The following is a 24,688-nucleotide window of genomic DNA, read 5'->3' as shown; positions in this document are numbered from 1 at the left end:
CCGCTCACCCCGTCAGGGCGGCGGACATGATCAGCGCCGTGGCCAGCTTGGCGCCGACCAGAACCACGGCGGCGGAAACCTCTCCGTCCTTGATCCTCTGCGGCAGGCCGGTCAACAGCATGTCCACGACCCGGAAGGCCAGAAGCTGCAGCACCACTGTCGCCACGCCCCAGATGGCGATGTCGCGCACCGAGTTGGACACCGACATCGACACCGCCAGCGGAATGGCCAGCCCGACCAGAACCCCGGCGAAGGCCACGGCGGCGGCCGGGTTCCCCTCACGGATCAACGCGATCTCGCGCCATGGCGTCAGCATGACATAGACCGCCGCCCCCGCCGCAAGCAGCAGCAGGCTGACGACCAGGTGCATCACCATGATCGGGAAGCCCGAGGCGAAAGCCTGCACCTCGGCGCTGGTCAGAACATCGGACGGATCCATAGCTTCACGCCTTGCCTGATTGTCGCCCCAACCCGCAAGCGCCCCACGGCCACACCTTGTGACGAAAGATTACAAGCCAGTGCCGGCGCGGCCTTTAAGCTGCGGCCTGCTCTGCTTTTCTCGCCGCACTTGCCCGTATCTTTTCGCTTTCGGACTTCAGCTGGCCGCAGGCGGCCAGGATGTCGCGGCCGCGGGGGGTGCGGATGGGGCTGGCGTATCCGGCCTTGTTCAGGATGGCGGCGAAGCGTTCGATCGTCTTCCAGTCCGAGCACTGATAGTCGGTGCCAGGCCAGGGGTTGAACGGGATCAGGTTGACCTTGGCCGGAATGCCTTCGATCAGTTTCAGCAGGGCGCGCGCCTCTTCGGGGCTGTCGTTGACGCCCTTCAGCATGACGTATTCGAAGGTGACGCGGCGCGCATTGGACAGGCCCGGATAGGCCCGGATGCCCGCCATCAGCTGCTCCAGCGGATATTTCTTGTTCAGCGGCACCAGAACATCGCGCAGGGCGTCGTTGGTGGCGTGCAGGCTGATGGCCAGCATGGCCGCCGTGCGCGTGCCCAATGCCTCCAGCTGCGGCGCCACGCCCGAGGTCGAGACGGTGATGCGGCGGCGCGACAGGGCGATGCCCTCATTGTCCGAAATGATGTCGATGGCGTCGGCGACATGGTCCAGATTGTAGAGCGGCTCGCCCATGCCCATGAAGACGATGTTGGACAGGCGGCGGTCTTCCTTGGGCGACGGCCATTCCTCCAGGTCGTCGCGCGCCACCTGGACCTGGGCCACGATCTCGGCCGTGGTCAGGTTGCGGACCAGTTTCTGCGTGCCGGTGTGGCAGAAGGTGCAGTTCAGGGTGCAGCCGACCTGGGACGAGACGCACAGGGCGCCCGCGCGGCCCACGTCGGGAATATAGACGGCCTCGACCTCGATGCCCGGCGCCGTGCGGATCAGCCATTTGCGCGTGCCGTCCTTGGACACCTGACGCTCGACGATCTCGGGGCGGGCCAGGGTGAAATGCTCGGCCAGCTTGGCCTGCATGTCCTTGGCCACATTGCTCATGGCCGAAAACTCGGTCACGCCATAGTGGTGGATCCAGCCCCAGATCTGGCTGGCGCGCATCTTGGCCTTTTCAGGCGGGCATACACCGGCGTCGATCAGGGCTTGTCGCAGGCCCTCGCGCGTCAGACCCGAAAGGTTGACGGGAGCCTTTGCGGCGGGCGCGTTAGAGACGCGCGAAAGGTCGAGCGTGATGCTCAAGGCGGCGATCCTGCATGCAGTTGAGCCCGCCTATATAGCACGGATCCCGGCGATTGCATGGCCGGGCGGAAAAGGACGGTTCCTAAAGCCCCACGTCCCAGACGCCGGCGTCGCGCATGCGCGTTTCGCGCGCTTCCTCTGCACGGCCGCCCATGTCGGCGGCCATGCCGCGAATGGCGGTGGAGACGGTCGCCTTATGCACCCCCGGAACCAGGGCGTGAGCGAATGCGGCGCAGGCCAGGCCCATCAGCCTGAACCCAAAGGCGGACGAGGCGGCCATATGTTCGAAATAGGTTTCGCCCACCTCGCGCGGGTGATCACGGAACAGCCGGGCGAACGGCGTCGAACCCGAGCGGGTGCGGTCGATCATCGTCTGGCTCATGAGATCAAACTCCGGTGATACAAGATTACAATCGTCCCCCTGAAACGGCTTTTGCGCAACCCCCAAATCCAGAGAGCGAAACAGGCCATCGTCAGCACGGATTTCTCGGTTTAGGGTCCGCATTCGATCAAAGGAAAGCTCATGCCGCTAAGCTTCAGGGCCGTTTCGTCCATCGCTGTCGCCGTCGCCGTGTTCGGCGCCGCCGCACCCGTTCAGGTGCTCGCACAGGCCCAGGCCGCCCCCGCCAGCCTGCCCTATGACGCAAGACGCGGCGTGTTCAGCTTCTCGTCCGGCCTGGAAGGCTCCCTGCCCGCCGTGGTGCAGGTGACGACCCTGGGACAGTCGCGCGGCCCCAGTTCGGACGGCGGCGATCCCAAGCCCTACGCCTCGGGCTCTGGCGTCATCGTCGACGCCGCCGAAGGGATTGTGATCACCAACAACCATGTGGTCGAGGGCGGGCGCAAGTTCACCATCGACCTGACCGACGGGCGCCTGTTCGACGCCACCCTGATCGGCGCGGACAAGGCCACCGACATCGCGGTGCTGAAGATCGTGCCCGACGGGCGCCCGCTGAACCTGCGTCAGGTGCAGACGGTGGATTCCGACACCCTGCGCACCGGCGATCTGGCCTTCGCCGTCGGCTATCCGCTGGGGTTGGACCAGACCCTGACCATGGGCGTGGTCTCGGGCCTGAACCGCTCCGGCCTGGGCGATGCGGTCGAGGACTATATCCAGACCGACGCCGCCGTGAACTCCGGCAATTCGGGCGGACCGCTGCTGGACAGCCGGGGCCGCCTGATCGGCATCAACACCTCGATCCTGTCGGGCGGGTTCGGAGGCGGCAATGACGGCATCGCCTTCGCCGTGCCGACGCGGATCATGCTCTATGTCGCCGACCAGCTGAGGAAGAACGGAGAGGTCAAGCGCGGCTCGACCGGGGCCATATTCGGCTCTCTGAACGCTGAACGGGCGCGTGAGCTGAACCTGCGCATCGTGCGGGGCGCCGTGGTCGCCGATGTCGCGCCAGGCTCTCCGGCCGAGCGCGCGGGCCTGCGCCACAACGACGTCATCACCCGCATCGCCGGCCGCCCGGTCGCCAACGCCGGTTCGATCAACGCCACCGTCGGCATCGCTGCGCCGGGCTCCGATCTCAGCGTGGTCTATCTGCGCGGCGGACGCGAGGCCACGGTCAGCCTGCCGGTCGAGATGACGACGGAAGCGCCCGTCGTGATCGGCGCCAGCGCTGTGGCCGCGTATGGCGCGACGGTGCGGGATTCAGACGGCGGCGCCCAAGTGTCGGCCGTCGAGGCAGGTCAGCCCTTCGCCCAGGCCGGGCTGATCGCCGGCGACCTGATCACCAGCATCAATGGCGCCACGATCAAGGATTCCCGCGCGGCGGCCCGGGCGCTGCAGTCCGCGTCGGGCGCCGTCGATGTGACGGTGACGCGCAACGGCGAAACCGAGAAGCTGACGCTGACGATCTGAGGAAAGTCCGGCCCTTCCGGCCCTTCCGGCCGGGGGACGCGGCTGCGCCCCGAAACCAGGCTCCAGACAGCGAAACGCCCGCCTTGCCTGGGAGGGGGAGGGATCGGCAGGGCGGGCGCTCGCTTGGAGGAAGCATCGGCCGCCGGAGCCCTTTAATGGAAACATCCAGGGGGCTGGGGGGGCTGTTCAGGATCCGGACACTTCCGAACTCCGACGAGCCGATGTGTCTTGTTTCGTCGGCCAACCGGGCGGGCGAAGGACCGAAACGGGGCCATTTCGTGTCGGGGGCGATTTATCCGGCGCCACTGGCGCTGGCGGAACGCGCCCTTAAGTTCAAACCATGAGCATGAACCCTCACGAAACCGGGCCGCAGATCGGGCCGGTCTTTTTCGACCGCCGCGAACTGGACCCGATCCTGAAGGTCTATGGCCGTATGGTCGCCCAGGGCGAATGGCGCGACTACGCCATGGCCGGCCACAAAGACTTCGCCGAGTTCGCCGTCTTCCGCCGCACCGGCGACGCCCCCGCCTACCGCATCGAAAAACGCCCCGCGCTCCAGACCCGCCAGGGTCAGTGGGCCGTCATCGGCGAAGGCGGCCAGGTCCTGCGCCGCGGCCGCGACCTGCCTCAGGTCCTGCGCGTCTTCGACGCCCGCCGCTTTCAGGTGGTGGAATAGCGCCGATCAGCGGTTCACTGGCTGAATTCGCGCGCCGTTCACTTCCCACAGTTTGTCGCCTGCGCTCGTGTAGATCGGCAACTGGTTCAGCAGCGACAGAAACACGTGAATCTCCAGCGGTTGAGGCGCGACAATCACGTTGGTGAACAGGCCTGCGATCTGCCCGCCCTGCCGGACCTGGTTGCTATCCATATCCAGACAACTACTCGACAGTTGTTCCCGGCGCTCCACCGTCTTGCCGTCTGCGCTGATATGGAATCGATAGTGGCCGCCCATAGGCACCAGACCCGGCTGCGTCGTCGAGGCCAGCAACCAGACCAGCCATCCCTCTCCGTCCGGATTTTTCAGGATAACCGGGTTGTATCGCGCCGCGCAACGCAATGTCCCAATCCCCAGCGCAGCCGTCATCCGTGCTGAAAACCTGGCGAGCTCATCGGGCGTGAGTGTGAGGTCCGCAGCGTCGACCACGGCCCCAGCGCGCAGGCGATCGTCCACCACCACATCCTTGAAGGCTCGCGGCGCATCCATCGTACCCGCCAAAAAGCGAACACGCTGATTGCGCCCGTCTTCCACAACAATCCAGCCAATCAGGCCTTCTGGGAGCTTGCCAGCATAGGCCGCCAGAAAAGCGTCAGTTGCGCGCGCTGACGCCATGTCCTGACGCCAGATTGCCTGTCCCAGACGAACCGTCTCAGGGATAGACCAGACTTGAACCTGCTGCGGCGGCGCATCCTGAGCCAGGGCAGTCCCAGTCATCGCGAGAGCGAAAAAGATCGGCGCCAGCAAACGTCGAAACATGTCTCACCTCAGCAACGCACCACCCGCGCTGCGACCATAAGAAGGCGCCGTTAGGTTGCATGCAAACGAAAAGGGCCCCGCGAGGGGCCCTTTCCAGATCCGTCTTGCGACTGACCTTAGTTGCGGTTGCCGCCCATGAAGCGCAGCAGGAAGAGGAACAGGTTCACGAAGTTGATGAACAGGCTCAGCGCGCCATAGCTGGTGGCGACGCCGATGGCGTTCTTGTCGCCGCCCAGGGCGTAGTAGCTCATCTTCAGACGCTGGGTGTCGAAGGCGATCAGGCCCGAGAACAGCAGCACGCCGGCGGCGCTGATGATCCAGTACAGGACGCCGTTCGGCCAGAACATGTTGACCAGCGAGGCGATGATCAGGCCGATCACGCCCATGATCAGGAAGGTGCCCATCGGCGACAGGTCACGCTTGGTCGTGTAGCCGTACAGGCTCAGCGCGCCGAAGGCGGCGGCGGTCACCAGGAAGGTCGAGGCGACGCTGGCGCCCGTATAGACCAGGAAGACCCAGCCCAGCGAGGCGCCCATGGTGGCCACGACCAGCCAGTAAAGGACGCTGGTCCCCTGGGCCGTCGGGTTCTTCATGAAGAACATCGAACCGAAGATCAGCACCAGCGGCGCGAACTGCACCGCCATGCCCAGAATAGTCATGCCCATGCGGCCGTCGGGACCGACAGTGTAGAGCAGTTGCTGCACGGCCGGGACGTTGCCGGTCGTATAGGCCAGCGCCGCTGCGACCACGAGGCCCAGCGCCAGCTTGTTGTAAACGCCCAGCATGAAGGCGCGCAGACCGGCGTCGATCGACATGTCGGCCGTCTGCGGCAGCGGGCGGGCATAGCCGTTGTTGAAATCGCTCATGGCGACGAACTTTCTCCCATGGTCCGAAGAGGTTTCTCCGGATCGTTGCCGCAAATATCGGCATGCACGACCTCGACTGCAAGGAAAACCGGACTTGGAGACGGACGTTCCCACCGCTACCAACGGTCGCATGCTTCGCCTGTTCACCGCCCTGACCCTGCCGGACGATGTCACGGATACGTTGAAACGCCGCCAAAGCGGCCTTCCCGGCGCGCGCTGGCGGCCGCTGGAGGCCCTGCACGTCACCCTGGGCTTCTACGGCGAGATGGACGAACGTCGGGCCGACGATCTGGCCTCGGAACTGTCGCGCATCGGCGGCGGGCCGTTCGAGATCACTCTGAAAGGCGTCGGCGCCTTTGGCGACAACCACCGCAGCCACACCTTGTGGGCCGGGGTCGAGACGCCGAACGACCCCCTCTCGGTTCTGTCCGGACGCTGCAAGAAGGCGGCGGAACGGGCGGGGGTGGTCATGGCGACGCGCGAATACCGGCCCCATGTCACCCTGGCCTATCTGAAGCCCCAGACCAATCCCGACCGCATCGGGGCCTGGATGGCGGGACATAATCTGCTGCATTCGCCGCCGATCCGCATCGACCGCTTCGGCCTCTATTCCAGCGTCCTGACCGACGACGGCAGCCATTACGAACTGGAGCGTGAGTATCTGTTGTGAGCGACATCCGGGTTGAAACCGAACGCCTGATCCTGCGCCCGCCGACGCTGGAGGATTTTCCGCGCTGGGCCGAGTTCCAGGCCGATCCCGAAACCACCCGTTTCATCGGCGGGGTCAAGACGCCGGCGGAGACCTGGCGCATCCTGGCGACCGTGGCGGGGGCCTGGAGCCTGACGGGCGTGGGCTTCTTCTCGGTGATCGAGAAATCCTCCGGCCTATGGCTGGGCCGGATCGGACCGTGGCGCCCGCACGGCTGGCCCGGCGCGGAGGTCGGCTGGTCGCTGCACCCCGACGCCACCGGCAAGGGCTATGCGCAGGAGGCGGCTGTCGCCAGCATGGACTACGCGTTCGATGTGCTGGGCTGGGACGACGTCATCCACACCATCGAGGACGGCAACGCCGCCTCGGCGCGCCTGGCCCAGCGTCTGGGCTCGCGCAATCGCGGCCCCTCCGCCCTGCCCGAGCCCTTCGCCCATGTCGTCGCCAATCTGTGGGGACAGACGCGCGAGGAATGGGCGCTCAACCGACTGACCCTGATCCGCTGATCCGCCCCACGCTTGCGGGCGGAACACAAGCGGAACATAAGTGCAAAATGTCCGCCGCCGTCACGCTCGAACTGGTCTTCAGCCGCCCCGAAACCACCCTGTCCGTCACGCGCGGGGCGGCTCGGCTGATGATGGATATGGGCTATGCGCCCCTGCTGGAAGTCTGTCTGCCCAACGGGCGGCGCGCCGACGTCATGGCCATTGGCCCCAAGGGCGACATCGTCATCTGCGAGGTGAAGTCGGGCGTCGACGACTATCGCGTCGACCGCAAATGGCATGAATACGGCCCGTTCTGCGACGCCTTCTACTTCGCCGTCGCGCCTGAGTTTCCGAAGGAGATTCTGCCCGAGGAACCCGGCTTGATCGTCGCCGACGGCTTTGGCGGCGCCGTCCTTCGCGACGCCCCGTCATCGCCTCTGGCGCCCGCACGCCGCAAGGCCCTGACCATCGCCTTCGCGCGCCTGGGCGCATGGCGGGCGATGCGGGACTAAGGTTCAATCGACATTCAGCTTCACTACGTCATTCCGGGGCGTCCGAAGGACGAACCCGGAACCCAGGAGGCACGTCTCAGGCTTTAAGCGCGTCCAGCATTGCGCATGCGGCCCTGGGTCCGGGTTCTTCGCTCCGCTCAGCCCCGGAATGACGAACCGGAAGCCTGTCCTAACGAATGTCGATTGAATCTAACTCGACACCGGCCTTACGATACACGCACACGAAAGCGATAGGCCCAGTTCACCGCGGCGCGCGCTTGGCCAGAATCCGCTGCAGGGTGCGGCGGTGCATGCCCAGGCGGCGAGCGGTTTCCGAGACATTGTGGTCGCACAGCTCATAGACCCGCTGGATATGCTCCCAACGCACCCGGTCGGCGCTCATCGGATTTTCGGGCGGCTCGGGCGCCTCGCCCGTGGCCAGCAAAGCCTTGACCACGTCATCGGCGTCGGCGGGCTTGGACAGATAGTCGACGGCCCCGGCCTTGACCGCCGCGACGGCGGTGGCGATGGCGCCGTATCCGGTCAGCATGACGATGCGGGCGTCGGCGCGACGATCGCGCACCGCCTCGACCACCTTCAGGCCGTTGCCGTCCTCAAGGCGCATGTCCAGCACAGCGAAGGCGGGGGCCTTGTCGCGCAGGGCGGCGGTGGCTTCGGCGACGGATTCCGCCGTCGTCACGTCGAAACCGCGCGCTTCGAGGGCGCGGCCCATGCGGGTGCGCAGGGCCTGATCATCGTCCAGCAGCAGCAGGGACTTGTCGGGCAAGGCGGCGATACGGGTCTCTAGGTCGGACATTATTCTCTCCTGCCGCTTCAAGTCGGGACCGACAGCGCGCGGGTCAAGCGCAAGGTTCCCCCTGCGACGCTAAGACCCAATCACGAAACCACACTCATTCGGCGACTTCCAGCGCCGGACGCGCCCAGCGAACGGCGACGCGCGCCCCCCGTCCGGCGGGTTTTCCGTCCGTATGCGACAGGCCCTGGCCCACGCTGACCGAACCCCCCGTCCGCTCCAGAAGCGTGCGGGCGATGAAGAAGCCCAGGCCCATGCCGCCCTGACTGGGCGCAATCGGCGCCTCGACCGGCGGGCGTCTGCGGGCGGCGGCGGCGATCTGGTCGGCCAGGGCGCGCCGCGCCTTTCCGTGCGGGCGGCTGGTCACATAGGGCTCGCCCAACCGAGGCAGAATGTCGCTGGCGAAGCCGGGACCGTCATCGAGAATCTCGACCTCGATCCAGCCCGCATCCACCAGAGCCCGGATTTCGACGCGCGACCGGGCGAAGTCGGCGGCGTTTTCGACCAGGGTCGACAGGCCATGCACCACCTCCGGCATACGGCGCACGCGCGGCGCGGGCTGACCGGGCGGGGTGCGGACCGCCACCTCGAACGCCAGGTCGAACCCCCGGTGCGGCTGGACCACTTCTTCCAGCAGGGCCTTCAACGCTACATCGGCATAGAGGGCGTCGTCCCCCTCCGGCTGTTGCGACAACTGGGCCAGAATGCCCCGGCAGCGTTCGGCCTGTTGCAGGATCAGGTCGGCGTCTTCCGCCACCTCGCCGCCGGGCGGCGCCGCGCGCTTCATCTCTTTGGCCACCACCTGAATGGTCGCCAGCGGCGTGCCCAGTTCATGCGCCGCCGCCGCCGCCAGTCCGCCCAACGCCGCCAGCCTCTGCTCGCGTTGCAAGACATCCTGGGTCGTGGCCAGGGCCAGTTCCAGCTTTTCCGCATCCGCCGCCACACGCCATGCATATCCGGCGGTGAAGACCACCCCCGTGACCAGGGCCATCACCATGCCCAGCCGATAAAGCAGGGGCAGGTGGAAATGTTCATGCTCGCGCCACGGCAGGGGCTCGGACCAGAAGAACAGGATCGCCACCGCCGCCAACGCCAGCAAGCCCAGAAGCAGGGCCTGACGCGCTGGAAGGGCCGCCGCCGCGATCGTCACCGGCGCGACCAGCAGCAGGCAGAAGGGGTTCTCCAATCCGCCCGTCAGACCCAGCAGCACGCCCAGCTGGAAGATGTCGAAACCCAGATGGATCGCCGTCTGGCGTCCGTCGGGCAGGCTGGACTCCAGCCGCCGCACGCGCGCCATCGCCGCCACGTTCACGCCCGCGCTGATGGCGATGACGATCAGGCAGGGCCACAGCGGCAGGGGGAAGTGCAGCACCCCATAGGCGGTCAGGATCGCGGCGCTCTGCCCCAGTATGGTCAGCCAGCGCAGAACGATCAGGGTGCGAAGGGAAAAGCCCCGGCCACGGCGCGGCACGTCGCTCCAGCCGTCAAGGTCGGGGGGTTGCGGCGCAATGTGGGCTTCTGTCGAGGTCACGGTCCTTCTATAGACCGGCAAGTTCCGTTTCGTGAGAGGCCGTCATGCCGCGCCGTTCCATCCTGCTGTTCGCAGGCGCCTGTATCGCCATCGCCGCCGCCCTGGCCATCGTCACCGTGGTGGTGGTCAGCGGACGCGACCGCGTCGGCCCCGGCGCCGAAGTCACCTCGTCCGGACAGCCGCTGGTCGGCGGCGACTTCCAACTGGTCAATCAGGACGGCCAGACGGTCGATCAGACCCTGTTGAACGGCAAGTGGAGCCTGGTCTTCTTCGGCTTCACCTATTGCCCCGAGTTCTGCCCCACGACCCTGGCCGAAATGGCCGCCGTCCAGCAGCAGCTGGGCGACAAGGCCAAGGACCTGCAGATCATCTTCGTCAGCATCGACCCCCAGCGCGACACGCCGCAGATGCTGAAGGACTATCTGTCGTCAGACGGCTTTCCCAAGGGGACGATCGGCCTGACGGGCACGACGGACCAGGTCGCCAAGGCGGCCAAGGCCTATCGCGCCTTCTATGAAAAGGTCGGCGAGGGCGAGGGCTATACGATGAACCACAGCCTGACCGTCTATCTGATGGGGCCGGACGGTCGGTTCCGCACCGCCGTCGCCTATGGTCTTGGCCCGGACAAATCGACCAGGATCATCGAACAGGCGATGGATCGGGGCTGAGGCAATTTTCGGCTCGTGAATACCTTTTGCGGGCCTGCGCATTATATGCTGCTCTGCACAAACGGCCTCCGCCGTCAGGACAGTCATGCTCTACGCGTTTCATGAACTCGCTTACCAGTCGGCCCTGCCGTGGCGCATCGGCGCCCAGATGGCGCGCCAGTTCTGGTCGTCGCCGCTGAACCCGGCGTCCGACACCGCCATCGGCCGCACGGCCTATGCCTCGGCCGAACTGTTCGAAAGCGTGACCCGCCGCTATGGCAAGCCGGACTGGCGGCTGGAGACGATCCACGCCGACGGCCATCCGATCCGCACCACCGAACAGGTGATCTGGCAGAGCCCCTGGTGCCGTCTGGTCCGGTTCGCGCGCAACATCGGCGACCTGAAACGGGCGGGCAAGCCGGTGGCCGCCCCCGCCGTCCTGATCGTCGCCCCCCTGTCTGGCCACTACGCCACCCTTCTGCGCGGCACGGTCGAGGCCTTTCTTCAGGACCACGACGTCTATGTCACCGACTGGATCAATGCGCGGCAGGTGCCGGTGCTGGAAGGCCGGTTCGACTTCTTCGACTATATCGACCACGTCCGCCTGATGCTGGCCGAGATCGGCGGCCGCGCCCATGTCGTCGGCGTCTGCCAGCCGGGTCCGCCGGTCCTGGCGGCCGGGGCCGTGATGGCCGAGGACAATGATCCCAACCGCCCGGCCTCCATGACCTTCATGGGCTCGCCCATCGACGCGCGCCTGTCGCCGACCGTGACCAACCAGCTGGCGGAGGAGAAACCCTTCACCTGGTTCAGGTCGAACATGATCCACACCGTGCCCCTGCCCTATCCGGGGTTCGGTCGGAACGTCTATCCAGGCTTCGTCCAGCTCTACAGCTTCATGTCGATGAACGAAGAGCGGCACCGCGACGCCCATTGGGACTATTTCAACAGCCTGATCCACGGCGACGGCGACGGGGTCGATAAGCACGAGGAATTCTACGACGAATATCTGTCGGTGCTGGACCTGACCGAGGAATTCTACCTCCAGACCATCGACATCGTCTTCCAGCAGCACCTGCTGGCGCGCGGCCTGCTGGAGCATCGCGGGCGCAGGGTCGATCTGACCAAGATCACCGACATCGGCCTGATGACGGTCGAGGGCGAGAAGGACGACATTTCCGGCGTCGGCCAGACCCAGGCGGCGCACGGCCTTTGCCCCAATGTCCCGGAGAACCAGCGCGTGCTCTATGTCCAGCCGGGCGTGGGCCACTATGGCGTCTTCAACGGCCGTCGCTTCCGTGACGAGATCTATCCCCGCGTCCGCGATTTCATCGCCCAGAACGAGGCCATCAGTGGCGTACCGCAACGGTCAGCGGCTGCCGCTTGACGAGAGGGACGGCTCGGGTCCAACCCTGAGACTATCCGTCAATCCCCGCGCCCGACGCCTGTCGGTGCGGATCGACGCGCGCGCGGGCGAGGCCGTGGTCATCGCCCCCAGCGAACGCGCCCTGCTCCAGGCCGTCGCCTTCGCCCGCACCAAGGCCGTTTGGATCGCCAAGCGTCTGGCCGTCCAGCCCAGGGGCCGCCCGCTGGAGCCGGGCCAGGTCATCTCGCTGCGGGGCCACCGGGTGCAGCTTGAGGCCACGCCGGGCGCAGGCGCGGCCCGTCTGGTCGAGGACGGAACCGTCATCCGCTCGGGCGGCGAGGGCGAGGCCTATGCCCGACGGGTCGAGAACCTGCTGAAACGCGAAGCCCGCCAGACGCTTGAGGAACGCACCGAGCACCATCTGCGCACCCTGGGCCAGAAGCCGGTCAAGGTGTCGATCGCCGACACCAAATCCCGCTGGGGCTCGTGCAGCCCGCACAACCGCACCATCCGCTATTCCTGGCGGGTCATCATGGCCCCGCCCCCGGTCATCGACTATCTGGCCGCCCACGAGGTGGCCCACTTGGTCCACGCCGACCACAGCCCCGCCTATTGGTCCGTGGTCGAGCGCCTGATCGGGGATCCCAAGCCTTACCGCAAATGGCTGCGCGACCACGGCGGCGCGCTGCACGCCGTGGGGCGGTGAGACCCGCTTTTCCACGCGGCCGCCAAAGCAGACTCAACGAGGTTCGCGTAAGGGTGGGGAGCGGACATGCCTATCGAGAACCGTCCTCTCCAATCACGACGATTTCTACGCCGCGCTCACTCAGCTTTGCTTTCTGAATGGCAGACCATACGCAAGCAAATTGCGGAAAAGATATGCCAGTGCCTGCAACGGCCCAGACCTCTAGATTGTCATCTCGATTTGAATGAAGCAGTGAGTCTTCCGCGACGCCGCAGGCTCGTTCGATGCTGCGGGCTTCCATCTGAAGACTTCCTGACAAACGATGTTCCATAACATCTGGCCCAATGGTCGCATGCTCGGCACAACCGGCGAGTGCGATTAGTGAGATGAGGAAAAGCTTCATCCCAAATCATCGCCTGAGGCATGATGGTCCGCAATGGGTCGTTAGCAGGAATTAGAATGTCGCCAGAGACCTGACATTCATGGCAGGAACGCCGCCGCCGGTCACACGGGACAAGAACAGGCGCGGCTCTTTCGCGCTGCCTCCCCACCGCTGTCCGGCAGGGAGGCGTCGCGGGACGGATCAGAAGAACAGGGCGTCCGGCTTGCGTTCGGGCGCCGGGCGGCCTTCGGGCTGCTGGTTCGGCGGGTCGCGATAGCCGGGCTGGGGCGAGGTCGGGCGCACGACCGGCTGTTTCGGCGACGGCTGCTGATATTGGGGCGCCGGTTGGTCAACATAGGGTTCGCCGACATTTGGATCGACGGGCTCGACCGGCGCTCCGCCTTCACCCAGGCCGCTCATCAGATCACCGACGGGATCGGGCGCGGTCCAACCTTCGGGCATGGGCGGGCCGTTGGGGATGCTGGGCGCGTTCAGGCGCGGCAGGGCCGCCTCCATGAAGCCGCGCCAGATGGCGGCGGGCGACGAGCCGCCGGTCACGCCGCGCATGGCGGTGTTGTCGTCCTTGCCCACCCAGACGGCGGCGACGAAACCACCGGTGTAGCCGACGAACCAGGCGTCCTTGTAGTCCGAGGTGGTGCCCGACTTGCCCGCCAGATCGCGGCCAGGAATGGCCACGCTGCGTCCGGTGCCGGACGTGACCACGCCGCGCAGGACCTGGTTCATGTAATAGAGCGGCGGGTTGTTGATCGCCTGACCGCTCTGGCCGCTGGCGCGCTGATAGATGACGCGGCCCTGCGGGGTGCGGATGCGGCTGATGCCATAGGCGTCCACGCGGCGCCCGCCATTGGCGAAGGCGTCATAGGCGGTGGCCATCTCCAGGGGCGAGACCTCGACCGCGCCCAGAGCCATCGACGGCTCCAGCCCGATGCGGCTCTGAATGCCCAGACGGCGCGCGGCGCGAGCCACGCTGTCGCGGCCGATCTTGTCGGCGATGGAGACGGCGACGGTGTTGGTCGAGTTGGCCACGGCCTGGGCCACCGTCATATTGCCGCTGTAACCGCCGGAATAGTTCTTGGGCGACCAGTTGCCGATGGTGATCGGCTCATCGACCACCGGGGTCTGGGGCGTATAGCCCGCCTCCATGGCGGCCAGATAGACGAACGGCTTCCACGACGAGCCCGCCTGACGCCGCGCATCGACGGCGCGGTTGAACTGGCTGTCGGCGTAGGAGGCGCCGCCGATCATCGCGCGCACCCGTCCGTCGCCGTCCAGCGCGACCAGGGCCGCCTGCTGCACGCCCTTGGAGGCGTCGCGGTCCAGAATGCGGCGCACGGCGCGTTCGGCGTCGGTCTGCAGCGTCAGGTCCAGTGTGGTCTCGACCACCATGTCCTCGGTCGGTTCGCCGACCAGGCCGCGGATCGACTTGTCCAGCCAGTCGATGAAATACTGGGCGTGCTGGGTCGCCAGGGTGCGCGAGACGATGACCGGCTGGGTCACGGCCTGTTCGCGCTGGGCGGCGGTGATGACGCCCGCCTCTTCCATTTCATTGAGGACGACGGTGGCGCGGGCGGCGGCGCGCTCGCTCTCGGACACCGGGGAATAGCGCGAAGGCGCCTTCAGCAGGCCCGCCAGAAGCGCGGCCTCTCCAACCGTCAGATCCTTGGCCGACTTGTCGAAATAGCGTTGCGAGGCCGCCTCGATCCCATAGGCGCCCGCGCCGAAATAGACCCGGTTCAGATAGAGGGCCAGGATCTCCTTCTTGGAGAATTTCATCTCCAGCCAGACGGCCAGCATCAGCTCCTGCACCTTGCGGCGCATGTTCTGGTCGGGGGTCAGGAACAGGTTCTTGGCCAGCTGCTGCGTCAGGGTCGAACCGCCCTGCACCACCCGCCCGGCGCGCAGATTGCGCACCATGGCCCGGCTCATGCCGATGGGGTCGAAACCGGGGTGGTGATAGAAGCGCCGGTCCTCGATGGCGATGAAGGCCGCCGGGACATAGTCGGGCAGGGCGTCCAGATCGGCAGGCGGCGCCATCTGGGTGCCCCGCGTCGCGATCAGGGCGCCGTTGCGGTCCAGATAGGTGATCGAAGGCTGGCGATCGACATTATACAGGCTGGAGGTGTCGGGCAGTCCGCGCGCAAAAACCGCGAAGAAGACCACCAGGAAGATCACCCCCCAGACGGCCAGAACCGCGCCCCAGTAGAACAGCCTCTGCAACGGCGTCCGCTTCGGCTTTGCGCCCCGATCGTCACCTGCAGCCCGTGGACCCGCCATGTATATCCTCAGATGCCGCGCTCAGGCGGGTTTCGTCTCGGGTTTATGTAGCTGGATTGACGGAGCGCCGAAACGGCCCTGTCGATCTCACGCAAACGTGAGCGGTCATTTCGCCGAAAGAAAGGCGTCCAGATCGCCATAAAACGTCTGCGGCTGGTCGAACATGATGAAGTGGGCGCTGTCATCGATCCGCTTCAGCTGCACCCCCGGCAGGGTGGCGAATGATGCCTGATAGATGGCGTCGGTCAGTTCGGCCGTCAGGGGCGGGTTGAACTTGACGTACAGCACCTCGGTCGGGGCCGTGATCTTGGACAACTCCGGACGCAGGTCCGTGGTGATCAGTTCGCGGAAGGCGGCGGCGGACACCTTCTGGTCGCTGGTCCGCATGTCCTCCAGCGCCTCTTCGCGACGCTCCGCATTGTTGACCATGCCGGTGATGGCCGTGGTCGCCTGGGCCACATAGGCGTCGCGCGGACTGTTGGCCTGAGCGGCCCAGACCTGATCCGCGACCGGGGTCACGGTTTCGACCGTGGTTCCAGGCGGGCCGAACATCGCGCCCATGAAGGGGATCATGTCCACGACCACCAGTTTGCTGACGCTGTCGGGATGGCGCGCGGCCAGCATCATGGCGATGGTTCCGCCCATCGAATGGCCGACGACGGCGGGCTTGTGCAGGCCCTGTTCACGGATGTAGCGGGCGATCTCCTCGGCGGCGGGCGCGCCGATCAGCGTGGGCGCTGCGCCGGTCTGGGCGTTGCCCCCCGCCGGTGCGCCGGCGAAGCCCTGGATATGGACGCGGTGAACGCGCCAGCCCGCGCCATCCTGCGCGGTCAGATGATCCACCGTCCCCTGCCAGATGTCCGGTGATGAGCTGAGCCCAGGGATCAGGATGATGTCGCGTCCATCCAGGTCGCCGTCGACCCGGACCGTGATCCTGTCTGACGAGAAGGCGGCGGGGCCGTGGGCGGCGTGGTTCACATGTCCCTCCTGGGCAAGCGCCGCGCCGGGAACTGCCAGAGGCGTCGCTGACAACAGGGCGGCAATGGCGAGGGTGCGGAACATGGCGTGACTTCCCTGAAACCGCTCAAGCGGCCTTATCACCCTCGTCATAGCTGTTCACCAGCCCATCGGGGAAGACGTCGCGCCCACGCGAACCCGGCGGCGCGGGGTCTATGGCTGTCGCCCTCACGCTGTTAAACAGCCCCCATGACCGCCGACGCCTCAAACGCCGCCAACCCGACCGCCCCGCAAGCCGAGGCCGCCCCGTCCAAGGCGGGCGCCTCGCCGTTCGGCAAGGGGTTCGTCACCGACACCTGGTATTTCGCCGCCCTGGGCCGCGACGTCGTCCCCGCCAGTCTGAAACGCTATGAGATCATGGGCGAGCCGGTCCTGATCGGCCGCACGCGCGCGGGCCAGGTCTATGCCATGCGCGACATCTGCCCCCACCGCGCGGCGCCCCTGTCGGCGGGCAAGCTGGTGGAGAAGCCGGGCGAGGGCGAGACGGTCGAATGCCCCTATCACGGCTGGCGCTTCCGCACCGACGGGGTCTGCGCAGCCATTCCTTCTCTGGTCGAGGATCAGGCGTTCGAGGCCAACCGCATCCGCGTCCGCTCCTATCCGGTGCGTGAAAGCCAGGGCATCGTCTTCGTCTGGATGGCGTCGGACGCGCGCAACCCGATGGAGCCGGACCACGAACCGCCAGTCTTCCCGGGCGTGGTCGGGGGCGAGGCCAAGCTGGTCGAATGGATGGATTTCGACAGCCATATCGACCACGCCGTCGTCGGCCTGATGGACCCCGCCCACGGCCCCTATGTCCACCAGCAATGGTGGTGGCGGTCCGAACATTCGATGCACGAAAAGTCCAAGGCCTTTGCGCCGACCGACTATGGCTGGGCCATGGTGCGTCACGCGCCATCGTCGAACAGCCGCCTTTACAAGATCCTGGGCGGCGCGCCCGCGACCGAGATCACCTTCCGCCTGCCGGGCTTCCGCTGGGAGCATATCCAGGTCGGCGAAAAACAGGTGCTGGCCCTGACCTGCCTGACCCCGGTGACCGACACAAAGACCCGCATCACCCAGATCTTCTGGTCCGACCACTGGGTGTTCGGACTGGCCAAGCCCTTCCTGCGGATGGGGGTGGTCGCCTTCCTGAAACAGGACGGCGGGATGGTGAACCTGCAGAACGAGGGCCTGCGCTACGATCCGGCGCTGATCTGGATCGACGACGCCGATAAACAGGCCAAATGGTACCAGCAGCTGAAACGCGAATGGGCCAGAAGCCGGGCCGAGGGCCGCGCCTTCGCCAACCCGATCAAGCCGACGACCCTGCGCTGGAAGAGCTGAAATGAAAAAGGCCTCCCGTGCGGGAGGCCTTTTGTCTTTGGCGGCTTGGCCGTCTTACTTGGCCAGGGCCCCGGCCAAGATCACATCAATCTGCTTGCCGATGTGTTCCGACAGAGCCTGCGCATCCCAGTTGTCGTAGGCCGCACGGCGATAGTTCGACAGATAGGAATCCCAGATCAGCTCGACCAGCAGGCGGACATCCGCGTCCTGGCGAAGTTCGCCCTTGGTCACCGCGTCCTGGACAATGGCGCCGATGGCCAGCTGCAGCTTCTTGGTCGCGGCGCGGGCGCGCATTTCGGCGGCCAGGGGCTGGAACCACGAGCGGGCGACGATGGCCTGGAACAGCGGCAGTTGGTCCAGCGACGAGTGGTAACCGGCGCTGAGGGCCTCGACCAGACGGTTGCGGACCGGGTCGCCGGCCGTGGAGCCCGCCTCGACCACTTCGGCCAGACGCGTCATGTCTTCGGTCAGAACGGCTTCGAACAGTTCGGCCTTGTCCTGGAAGTTGGCGAAGACGGCCCCGGTGGACATGCCTGCGCCCTTGGCGATGTCGCGGATGGTCGCCGGCTCATAACCGCGCTCTGCAAAAAGCGAGCGGGCGGCGTCCAGCACCTTTTGACGGGTGCGGATCTTCGCGGCCTGACGCCGGTTCAGGCGAGGCTCAACGAGGGCGTGTGCGGTGGAATCGGTCATAAATTCAGGCTTTTACTCTACGTTTAGCCACAAAAGACGCCACCCAAAGATGACCCTGGATTGGGCGTCCGCAACCTAGGGCAAGGCAAACAAATGCTGCTTGTCCGCTACGGGACGAATACAGAAGCATCGCTTCCATCACGGAACCATGACAAAATTGGGTCCAGACAAGCTTAGCTGTTTGCAAATCTATTCTAATCTTGCCCGCGTCCTATTCTGGGACACCCTGAAGGCCCTCATCGGGCGGTCACGTCTTTGATCAGACACCGCCGCCTGGAATACCTGCCTGAACTGATCACGGCGTTCGTGGATCGACGCAAGCACAAGTCCCATCGGCACCCCCAGATCGACCAGAGTGTTTTCAGCCAATTGCAAACTGGCCTCTGTGGTTTCCGGCACGGCGTCGGTGACGCCCAGCGCATAGAGCCGGGCTGCATGCTGGTCGTCGCGGGCGCGGGCGATCAGGATCAGGTCGTCGCGCAGTTGACGCGCCGTGCGCACCACCTCGTCCACCTTGCCGGGCGCATCCATGGTCACGACCAGGGCGCGGGTGGTCTGGACCCCGCAACGCAGCAGCATCTCTGCGCGGCCTGCGTCGCCGTAAAAGACGTCATAGCCGTCACGACGTCCGGCGGCGACGATGCCCGGGTCCGCATCCACGGCGATGAAGGCCTGGTCGTGCACCTTCAACATCTCGCCGATCAGCCGCCCGACCCGGCCGAAGCCGACAATGACAACCGCGCCGTCCGCCTGCTGCGGCAGCTCCCTCTCGTCAGGCATGGCCGCCGCTTCCAGACGAGGGCGGCGCGTCAGGCGCTGGCCCAGCATAGCCAGGAAGGGGATCGAGAAGATGCTGAGGGTGGCGGACAGGGCGACCGTCGAGGTCAGAGCCGAGGGGGCGACGCCCTCCACCAACCCCGTGGCGAAGACGACGAAGGCGAACTCGCCCGCAGGCGCCAGCACCAGGGCCGTCTCCAGCGCCGGGCGGGCGGCCAGGCCCCACAGTCGCGCCAGGATGAAGATCACGCCCGTCTTCACCACCGTGATGGCCGCCGCCAGACCGATGACGCCCCACGGATTGGCGGCGACGGCGTCCAGATCAAGCCCCAGGCCGACCCCAACGAAGAAGACGCCCAGCAACAGGCCTTTGAAGGGTTCGATGGAGATTTCGACCTCGCGCCGGAACTCGGTCTCGGCCAGCAGCACGCCTGCGACCAGGGCGCCGATGCTCATGGACAGACCGCTGGCCTGGGCCGCCAGACCGGCGCCGACCACGACCAGAAGACTGGCGGCGACGAACAGTTCGCCGCCCTGATCGACCTTGCGCGCCTTGGCCACCGACCGGAACATGGGCCGCAGCACGACCCGTCCCAGTAGGATCAACAGGCCCAGACCGATGGCGGCGGGCGCCAGGGTGAACAGGGCCCGCCCCAGCACAGCCGGGTCCAGATCCAGTCCTCCGCCCTGCTGGGCCAGCGCCGCCAGAACCGTGACCGTGATCAGGATCGGCGCGACCGACAGATCCTGCGCCAGCAGGATGGCGAAGGTCGAACGGCCCACCGTCCCCTTCAACCGACCGCGCTCGGCCAGAACCGGCATGACCACCGCCGTCGACGACAGGGCCAGCCCCATGCCCAGCACCGCCGCCCCGGCCAGCGACTGGCCCGTCAGCATGAAGCCGCCCGCCAGCACCACCGAACAGGCCAGCACCTGCATCATGCCCAGGCCGAACACCAGACGGCGCATGGCGCGCAGCCGCTCCCACGACAGCTCAAGCCCGATCATGAACAGAAGAAAGGCGACGCCCAGTTCCGAAAGCTGCGCCAACTGCCCCGGCTCGCGGATCGTGATCCAGGACAGCCAGGGCAGCGCACCCGAAAACCGCGCCAGACCATCCGGCCCCAACACCACGCCCGCCGCAAGAAACCCCAGCACCGGACTGATCTTCAGCCGGTTGACCAGAGGCACGATCACCCCGGCCGCAGCCAGGAAAACCACCAGATCCTTGTAGTCCGCGCCGTGTCCGTGCATCCGCCCTCCGCTTCAGACGCATCTGACCCTGAACCCACCCCTGTGGCGAGTCGTCGCAGGCCTTTCATGAATTTTTTTTAAGGCGACACCCCCCGATGCCGGTCTAGGGTCCGCGCCGACCCGTCCATTTCGGGGACGGCATCAAGGATCCAATGATGAAACGTCTGCTTATCGGGGCCGCTGTCGGCGCCCTTCTGCTGCCCGCCAGCGCGGCTTTCGCCCAGGACATCGGTCACGACCACGCCTGCATCGACGACGCCTGCGAGATGGTTTCGATCTTCTCGGGCGAAGAAACCGCCGCAGGATGGCAGGGAACCGTCGCCCCCAAATACGGAACCTGGGGCTTCGATCTGGCCGGTCGCGACACCTCGGTGAACCCCGGCGACGACTTCTTCCGCTACGCCAATGGCGCGGCGATCGACAAACTGGTCATTCCGTCGGACCGCACCAGCTATGGCTCCTTCGCCCTGCTGCGCGAACTGTCGGACAACCGCATGAAGGAACTGGTGACGGGTCTGGCCGCGCGCACCGACCTGACCGCCGGGACGGACGAGAAGAAGATCGCCGACGCCTATCGCTCGTACATCGATCAAGCCCGCGTCGATCAGTTGGACGCCCAGCCGCTGCAGCCCTATCTGGCCGCCATCCGCGCCGCGGATACGCACGAGAAGATGGCCGTCCACATGGGCCAGACCATCGGCCGGTTCGGCGGCTCCTTCTTCGGCACCGGCATCACCATCGATTCCAAGCAGCCGACCCGCTACGTCGTCTCGACCGGCCAGTCGGGCCTGGGCCTGCCGAACCGCGACTATTATCTGGACGCGCGTTTCGCCGACAAGAAAGAGCTCTACCAGGCCTATGTGGCGCGCATCCTGGGCATGATCGGCTGGGACAACCCGACCGAGACGGCCGCCCAGATCGTGGCGCTGGAAAGCAAGATCGCCGAGGCGCACTGGAGCCCCGCCGAGAACCGCAACCGCGACAAGACCTATAACGAATACACCATCGCCAGCCTGACGCAGGACGCGCCCGGCTTCGCCTGGCAGCCCTATTTCGACGCGGCCCAACTGGGCGGCGCGCCGCGTCTGATCGTGCGTCAGAACACGGCCCTGCCCAAGATCGCCGCCATCTACGCCGAGACCCCGGTGGCCCTGCTGCAGGCGTGGGAAGCCTTCCACACCGCCGACGACATGGCCCCCTATCTGTCCAAGCGCTTCTCGGACGCCGCATGGGAGTTCAACTCACGCGACCTGTCGGGCCAGCCCGAGCAACGCACGCGTGAAAAACGCGCCATCTCGTTCGCCGAAGGCGCTTTGGGCGAGGCTGCGGGTCGTCTCTATGTCGCCCAGTATTTCCCGGCCGAATCCAAGGCCAAGATGGAAGAACTGGTCGCCAATCTGCGCACCGCCCTGTCGCACCGGATCGATAATCTGAGCTGGATGGGCACGGAAACCAAGGCCGCGGCGCAGGAGAAGCTGCGCAAATTCACGGTCAAGATCGGCTATCCGGACAAGTGGCGCGACTATTCCGCCCTGGACATCCGCGCCGATGATCTGGTCGGCAACGTGGAACGCCAGGGCCGCTTCCAGTGGAACTACCAGCTGGCGCGCCTTAACCAGCCGGTCGACAAGGCTGAGTGGGGCATGACGCCCCAGACGGTCAACGCCTACTACAACTCGGCCAACAACGAGATCGTCTTCCCGGCGGCCATCCTGCAGCCGCCCTTCTTCGATCCGAACGGCGACCCGGCGGTCAACTACGGCGGCATCGGCGGCGTGATCGGTCACGAGATCGGCCACGGCTTCGACGATCAAGGCTCCAAGTCCGACGGCGACGGCGTTCTGCGCAACTGGTGGACGCCCGAGGACAAGGCCAATTTCGAGGCCCTGACCGCGCGTCTGGGCGCGCAATACGCCAGCTACGAGCCGATCGCGGGCTATCACATCAACCCCGGCCTCACGATGGGTGAGAACATCGGCGACGCCTCCGGCGTGGCGGTGGGGCTTGAGGCCTATCACCTGTCGCTGGGCGGGCGTCCGGCGCCGGTTCTGGACGGCACGACCGGCGACCAGCGCTTCTTCTACGGCTGGGCCCAGGTCTGGCAGTCGAAGTACCGCGACGAGGCGCTGAAGCAGCAGGTCGCCACCGACCCGCACTCAGCCGCCCAGTTCCGGGTCATCGGCCCGCTGCGCAACGTCGACGCCTGGTACGACGCCTTCGAGGTCAAGCCGGGGACCAAATACTATCTGACCCCGGATGAGCGCGTCCGCCTCTGGTAGGACGAAGCTTCGTCGATAAGGAAAAAGGCCGGGGTTCGCCCCGGCCTTTTTTCATGGAGAATTCCTGCAGAATCCGAGGCCCCGACCTTCAGACGCCTGGACAATTTCTCGATATTTTCATCGGTTAAGCCAGCATTCCGGGCATAGAAAAGCCCGCTGCGGGGGATACATCGCAGCGGGCTATCTTGCTCTTTAAAGAGCGGACGTTTCCTCCCCGAAACGCCTTCGAGTGCTGCGCGCTTGAGCAACGCTTGCCCTCGAGTGAGTTCATTTGGCCCAAGCCCCCCGTGGCCGTCAACGACCAGTTCACCCTCAATCGAACTTTCTTCGACTTATCAGTGATAACCTATCTTGGGACAGATTTATTATCGAAACTTATTCGATAATGGCCTTGATGGCCGCGACCAGGCCTGCGCGGGGGATTTTCATCTGGCCGGGACGCTCTGCCTTCCAGGCGTCGTTGTCAGTGATCCCGGCGGCGGCGGCGCGACCGGCGTCCAGGTCCTTGATGGTCACCTCGCCCGCCGCGATCTCGTCTCCGCCCAGGATGACGACGGCGGGCGCGCCGCGACGGTCGGCGTATTTCATCTGCGCCTTCATGCCTGCGCGGCCGAGGTACAGCTCTGCGGCCACACCCGCTGCGCGCAGTTCGGCGACGGCGGTCAGGTAGTGGCCCATGTCGTCCTCGGAGAAGACGATGACCACGACGGGGCCGCGCACCGCGTCCTCTGCGCCCCGACCTGCAGCGCGCAGGGCCGAGGCCAGACGCGAGACGCCGAAGGAGAAGCCGGTCGCCGGCACGCTCTGGCCGGTGAAGCGCGCGACCAGATCGTCATAGCGGCCGCCGCCGCCGATGGAGCCGAAGCGGACCGGGCGGCCCTTGTCGTCCACCGTGTCCAGCAGCAGTTCGGCCTCGAACACGGCGCCGGTGTAATATTCCAGACCACGCACGATGGTCGGATCGAACTTCACGGCGTCCTGGGCGACCTGCATGGCGTTCAGGGCCCGGTCGATGGCGGCCAGTTCGTTCAGCGCCGCCTCGCCCGCCGCGCCCAGGTCGCCGGAACGGGCGACGGCGTCCAGCGTCTCGGCCCGCGTCAGGCCGGGGGTGTTGGCCGAAGCCAGGAAGGCCTCGATGGCCGCCGTCACCTTGGCGGGCAGTTGGGCGCCCTTGGTGTAGTCGCCGGAATCATCCAGACGACCCTCGCCCAGCAACTGGACCACGCCGTCCCAGCCCAGACGGTCGAACTTGTCGATGGCGCGAAGGGCGGTCAGGCGCTGGCCCGCCTCGGTCACGCCGCCGGCGTCGAACAGACCGTCGAACAGCTTGCGGTTCGAGACGCGGATCTGGGCCTGACCTGCATCCAGCCCGGCGCCGCGCAGACCCTCGCAGGCCATGGCGATGATTTCGGCGTCGGCCTCAGGCCGGTCGGAGCCGACGGTGTCGGCGTCGCACTGCCAGAACTCGCGGAAACGGCCGGGGCCGGGCTTTTCGTTGCGCCAGACCGGACCATAGGCGTAGCGGCGGAACGGCTTGGGCAGGGTCTCCCAGGTCTGGGCCGCGAACCGGGCCAGGGGCGCGGTGTGGTCGTATCGCAGCGCCATCCAGTCGCCCGGTTCGTCCGACCCGGCGTCGTCCTGCAAGGCGAAGACGCCTTCGTTGGGACGATCGGCGTCAGGCAGGAATTTGCCCAGGGCGTCGGCGTATTCGAAGGCCGGGGTCTCCAGCGGCTCGAACCCCCAGCGCTCATAGACCTCGGACACGCGCGCCACGATGCGGCGTTCGGCGGTCAGGTCGCGCCCGCGCTTGTCGGCGAAACCGCGCGGATTGCGGGCGAGCGGGCGGATGGGGGCTTCATCAGTCATGCCGCGCGATTAAGCCAAGGGCCACGCCGCCGCAACTCAAGCCGCCGATCAGCCCCTTAATTCTCCAGACCGAGGCTTTGCGTCAAAACCCCGCCTGAAGATCACCTGCGACATCTTGCTCCGAACCAATTCTCCCCATCGGCTCAAAAACCCCCTTGAGAATCGTTACT

23 protein-coding genes are annotated in these 24,688 nt (G+C 66.2%); 10 read left to right on the top strand and 13 right to left on the bottom strand.

What is annotated here, in order from left to right; translation table 11 throughout:
* Positions 1-4: 4 nt before the first annotated feature.
* The 3 genes from KWG56_RS15595 to KWG56_RS15585 all read right to left on the bottom strand — a co-directional run bounded on the left by KWG56_RS15595 (position 5) and on the right by KWG56_RS15585 (position 2,076).
* On the bottom strand, positions 5-439 hold the full coding sequence (locus KWG56_RS15595; RefSeq protein ID WP_201098257.1) for a DUF350 domain-containing protein: 435 nt from the start codon (positions 437-439) through the stop codon (positions 5-7).
* A gap of 94 nt (positions 440-533) precedes the next feature.
* On the bottom strand, positions 534-1,694 hold the full coding sequence (gene rlmN / locus KWG56_RS15590; protein ID WP_219352839.1) for a dual-specificity RNA methyltransferase RlmN: 1,161 nt from the start codon (positions 1,692-1,694) through the stop codon (positions 534-536).
* An 82-nt stretch (positions 1,695-1,776) separates the two neighbouring features.
* Complete coding sequence (locus KWG56_RS15585; RefSeq protein WP_219352838.1) at positions 1,777-2,076, bottom strand: DUF6356 family protein; 300 nt, start codon at positions 2,074-2,076, stop codon at positions 1,777-1,779.
* A 141-nt stretch (positions 2,077-2,217) separates the two neighbouring features.
* Here KWG56_RS15585 and KWG56_RS15580 point away from each other — a divergent pair, with 141 nt between their 5' ends.
* A complete protein-coding gene (locus KWG56_RS15580; protein WP_219352837.1) occupies positions 2,218-3,561 on the top strand; it encodes a trypsin-like peptidase domain-containing protein in 1,344 nt (447 codons plus the stop codon).
* Between the two features lie 340 nt (positions 3,562-3,901).
* Positions 3,902-4,237, top strand: coding sequence for a DUF2794 domain-containing protein (locus KWG56_RS15575; RefSeq protein WP_201098266.1), 336 nt, complete (start codon positions 3,902-3,904; stop codon positions 4,235-4,237).
* Positions 4,238-4,243: 6 nt separating this feature from the next.
* Here KWG56_RS15575 and KWG56_RS15570 read toward each other — a convergent pair whose 3' ends face one another.
* Positions 4,244-5,035: a hypothetical protein gene (locus KWG56_RS15570; protein WP_219352836.1), complete on the bottom strand. Its 792-nt coding sequence runs from the start codon at positions 5,033-5,035 to the stop codon at positions 4,244-4,246.
* 116 nt (positions 5,036-5,151) lie between these two features.
* Positions 5,152-5,901: a Bax inhibitor-1/YccA family protein gene (locus tag KWG56_RS15565; protein ID WP_201098270.1), complete on the bottom strand. Its 750-nt coding sequence runs from the start codon at positions 5,899-5,901 to the stop codon at positions 5,152-5,154.
* A gap of 130 nt (positions 5,902-6,031) precedes the next feature.
* On the opposite strand from KWG56_RS15565, the gene thpR reads away from it, so the two are divergent.
* The 3 genes from thpR to mmcB are packed head-to-tail and all read left to right on the top strand — an operon-like array spanning position 6,032 to position 7,607.
* Positions 6,032-6,571, top strand: coding sequence for an RNA 2',3'-cyclic phosphodiesterase (gene thpR / locus KWG56_RS15560; protein WP_219352835.1), 540 nt, complete (start codon positions 6,032-6,034; stop codon positions 6,569-6,571).
* Positions 6,568-7,116 (top strand): GNAT family N-acetyltransferase, encoded by a 549-nt coding sequence (locus KWG56_RS15555; protein WP_201098275.1) that lies wholly within the window; start codon positions 6,568-6,570, stop codon positions 7,114-7,116. Before thpR ends, KWG56_RS15555 begins: the two co-directional genes overlap by 4 nt.
* A gap of 47 nt (positions 7,117-7,163) precedes the next feature.
* Positions 7,164-7,607: an MmcB family DNA repair protein gene (gene mmcB, locus KWG56_RS15550; protein ID WP_219352834.1), complete on the top strand. Its 444-nt coding sequence runs from the start codon at positions 7,164-7,166 to the stop codon at positions 7,605-7,607.
* A 241-nt stretch (positions 7,608-7,848) separates the two neighbouring features.
* On the opposite strand, the gene KWG56_RS15545 is transcribed toward mmcB, so the two are convergent.
* Positions 7,849-8,403, bottom strand: a complete 555-nt coding sequence (locus KWG56_RS15545; protein ID WP_201098279.1) for an ActR/PrrA/RegA family redox response regulator transcription factor — start codon at positions 8,401-8,403, stop codon at positions 7,849-7,851.
* Between the two features lie 94 nt (positions 8,404-8,497).
* Positions 8,498-9,931 carry an ActS/PrrB/RegB family redox-sensitive histidine kinase gene (locus tag KWG56_RS15540; RefSeq protein ID WP_244999537.1) on the bottom strand — a complete coding sequence of 478 codons (1,434 nt, stop codon included), beginning with the start codon at positions 9,929-9,931 and terminating at the stop codon, positions 8,498-8,500.
* A gap of 44 nt (positions 9,932-9,975) precedes the next feature.
* On the opposite strand from KWG56_RS15540, the gene KWG56_RS15535 reads away from it, so the two are divergent.
* The 3 genes from KWG56_RS15535 to KWG56_RS15525 all read left to right on the top strand — a co-directional run bounded on the left by KWG56_RS15535 (position 9,976) and on the right by KWG56_RS15525 (position 12,650).
* On the top strand, positions 9,976-10,599 hold the full coding sequence (locus tag KWG56_RS15535; RefSeq protein WP_219352833.1) for an SCO family protein: 624 nt from the start codon (positions 9,976-9,978) through the stop codon (positions 10,597-10,599).
* Positions 10,600-10,684: 85 nt separating this feature from the next.
* Complete coding sequence (locus KWG56_RS15530) at positions 10,685-11,965, top strand: polyhydroxyalkanoate depolymerase (protein ID WP_219352832.1); 1,281 nt, start codon at positions 10,685-10,687, stop codon at positions 11,963-11,965.
* Positions 11,931-12,650 carry a M48 family metallopeptidase gene (locus KWG56_RS15525; RefSeq protein ID WP_219352831.1) on the top strand — a complete coding sequence of 240 codons (720 nt, stop codon included), beginning with the start codon at positions 11,931-11,933 and terminating at the stop codon, positions 12,648-12,650. The genes KWG56_RS15530 and KWG56_RS15525 overlap by 35 nt, the downstream gene beginning before the upstream one ends.
* Positions 12,651-12,720: 70 nt before the next feature.
* Here the strand turns inward: KWG56_RS15525 and KWG56_RS15520 are convergent, their stop codons facing one another.
* The 3 genes from KWG56_RS15520 to KWG56_RS15510 form a co-directional block, all read right to left on the bottom strand.
* The gene (locus tag KWG56_RS15520; RefSeq protein ID WP_219352830.1) at positions 12,721-13,032 is read right to left on the bottom strand and encodes a hypothetical protein; all 312 of its coding nucleotides are present in this window, start codon (positions 13,030-13,032) and stop codon (positions 12,721-12,723) included.
* Between the two features lie 180 nt (positions 13,033-13,212).
* Complete coding sequence (locus KWG56_RS15515; protein ID WP_219352829.1) at positions 13,213-15,306, bottom strand: PBP1A family penicillin-binding protein; 2,094 nt, start codon at positions 15,304-15,306, stop codon at positions 13,213-13,215.
* A 105-nt stretch (positions 15,307-15,411) separates the two neighbouring features.
* Positions 15,412-16,368 carry an alpha/beta fold hydrolase gene (locus KWG56_RS15510; protein WP_219352828.1) on the bottom strand — a complete coding sequence of 319 codons (957 nt, stop codon included), beginning with the start codon at positions 16,366-16,368 and terminating at the stop codon, positions 15,412-15,414.
* Between the two features lie 144 nt (positions 16,369-16,512).
* On the opposite strand from KWG56_RS15510, the gene KWG56_RS15505 reads away from it, so the two are divergent.
* Entirely contained in the window at positions 16,513-17,649 is a 1,137-nt protein-coding gene (locus tag KWG56_RS15505; protein WP_219352827.1) for an aromatic ring-hydroxylating oxygenase subunit alpha, read from the top strand.
* Between the two features lie 54 nt (positions 17,650-17,703).
* On the opposite strand, the gene KWG56_RS15500 is transcribed toward KWG56_RS15505, so the two are convergent.
* Both KWG56_RS15500 and KWG56_RS15495 read right to left on the bottom strand, forming a co-directional pair.
* Positions 17,704-18,342, bottom strand: coding sequence for a TetR/AcrR family transcriptional regulator (locus KWG56_RS15500; protein ID WP_219352826.1), 639 nt, complete (start codon positions 18,340-18,342; stop codon positions 17,704-17,706).
* 189 nt (positions 18,343-18,531) lie between these two features.
* A complete protein-coding gene (locus tag KWG56_RS15495; protein WP_219352825.1) occupies positions 18,532-20,373 on the bottom strand; it encodes a cation:proton antiporter domain-containing protein in 1,842 nt (613 codons plus the stop codon).
* 155 nt (positions 20,374-20,528) lie between these two features.
* Between KWG56_RS15495 and KWG56_RS15490 the strand changes: the two genes are divergently transcribed.
* On the top strand, positions 20,529-22,652 hold the full coding sequence (locus KWG56_RS15490) for a M13 family metallopeptidase (protein WP_219352824.1): 2,124 nt from the start codon (positions 20,529-20,531) through the stop codon (positions 22,650-22,652).
* A gap of 375 nt (positions 22,653-23,027) precedes the next feature.
* On the opposite strand, the gene hisS is transcribed toward KWG56_RS15490, so the two are convergent.
* A complete protein-coding gene (hisS, locus tag KWG56_RS15485; protein WP_201098303.1) occupies positions 23,028-24,518 on the bottom strand; it encodes a histidine--tRNA ligase in 1,491 nt (496 codons plus the stop codon).
* Positions 24,519-24,688: the final 170 nt, after the last annotated feature.

This window comes from Brevundimonas nasdae (genome assembly GCF_019395145.1).
Classification (GTDB): domain Bacteria; phylum Pseudomonadota; class Alphaproteobacteria; order Caulobacterales; family Caulobacteraceae; genus Brevundimonas; species Brevundimonas nasdae.
This window is presented reverse-complemented; position numbering and strand designations above follow the sequence as displayed.